This window comes from Bartonella saheliensis (assembly GCF_902162175.1).
Map to the genome: position 1 here is coordinate 1 of NZ_LR607309.1, position 1,378 is coordinate 1,378.

General features: G+C 42.0%; 2 tRNA genes and 2 rRNA genes. All 4 read right to left on the reverse strand.

From position 1 onward, the window contains the following. A 23S ribosomal RNA gene (locus FS875_RS09905) occupies positions 1 to 96 on the reverse strand; the annotation flags it as partial. Positions 97 to 548: 452 nt separating this feature from the next. Then, positions 549 to 624, reverse strand: a tRNA-Ala gene (locus FS875_RS09915). A gap of 181 nt (positions 625 to 805) precedes the next feature. Continuing rightward, positions 806 to 882 (reverse strand) — tRNA-Ile (locus tag FS875_RS09920). A gap of 387 nt (positions 883 to 1,269) precedes the next feature. Then, positions 1,270 to 1,378: ribosomal RNA gene (locus tag FS875_RS09925) — 16S ribosomal RNA — on the reverse strand; the annotation flags it as partial.

The window sequence follows — 1,378 nt, forward strand, 5'->3', positions numbered from 1 at the left end:
GTATTCGCACCTCCCCGTAGCTTATCGCAGCGTATCACGTCCTTCATCGCCTGTGCATGCCAAGGCATCCACCAAATGCCCTTAAGACACTTGATCGTTCTCATTGCCAATATTCATTCTATAATCATTAAGTTATAACCATCAAGCTATAACCATTGCGCTAGCAATCATGACCACTCTGGTAATCAATTATCTTGTGTAATCAATCACCCTTCATAACCACTCACTTGCATAGCTGCTTAATCATTTCTTTGTTTGTCTGCTTTTCTTGGGTTTTGTGCAAAACAAAGCGCATAACAAACATAAATATCAGCAGAAAAGACCAGCTTCTCGAGATATACTCAGTGGCGCGGTTAAGCTTCCAATCATAGGCAAGGGCTTTGAGCATTCCCTTGCGACACATTATTTTCATAACTTTATCTTTTAAAAGACAGAACATAAAAATGATGTCTGAATATATCTTCTCTTCACAATTTCAATAGAACAGGCAAGAAGTCATTAAAACCTCTTACAAAACGATGTTCTCACAACAATGATGATGACCTAAATGGTGGAGCCGGACGGGATCGAACCGACGACCCCCTGCTTGCAAAGCAGGTGCTCTCCCAGCTGAGCTACGGCCCCTAAAATCGCATAACCCATTCCAAACTTTTACAACAAAGAGCCTTTTACAAAGATCTTTTTGCTTTTGGACTTCTTTAAATTTTGCTCTTTTAAGCGAAACAGAGAAGCGTCACATTTTATAAAAAACTTTTGACTTTACAAAAAGGCTTCTGACAAGCGCTTTTTCAATGGATGGATAAATTGGTGGGCCTGGGAGGACTTGAACCTCCGACCTCACGCTTATCAAGCGCGCGCTCTAACCAACTGAGCTACAAGCCCTCCGGGATAAACCGGAAAACCTTCCCCGGCATACTCTTGGTAGGAAAGCTTTGTACAGCTGTTCTTTAAAGCACCTTTAAAAATGAAGGGGCGCTTTCGCCTTGAAGAGATCGCCAGAAGGCTTGGGATCATCATCTGAAGAAAGAGAAACGAAGACGGCTAGCCTGCTTGTATAACTGAACATATGAACATTTGCATCTTTATAGAACATACTCATCAAGGTAAGATTCTCTTTTTATCAAAGAGGAACCTCTCTTTGAGAGGCGTTCATGAAGAGTGTTTTCATATGCTGAAGGTCTAAATTTCTTTAAACCTTTCATGTCTAATGAGATCAAAAAGGAATATTCTTTATGAAGATAAAGAGTTCCAATTCTTGATCATCCTTAGAAAGGAGGTGATCCAGCCACAGGTTCCCCTACGGCTACCTTGTTACGACTTCACCCCAGTCGCTGACCCTACCGTGGTTGCCTGCCTCCTTGCGGTTAGCACAGCACCT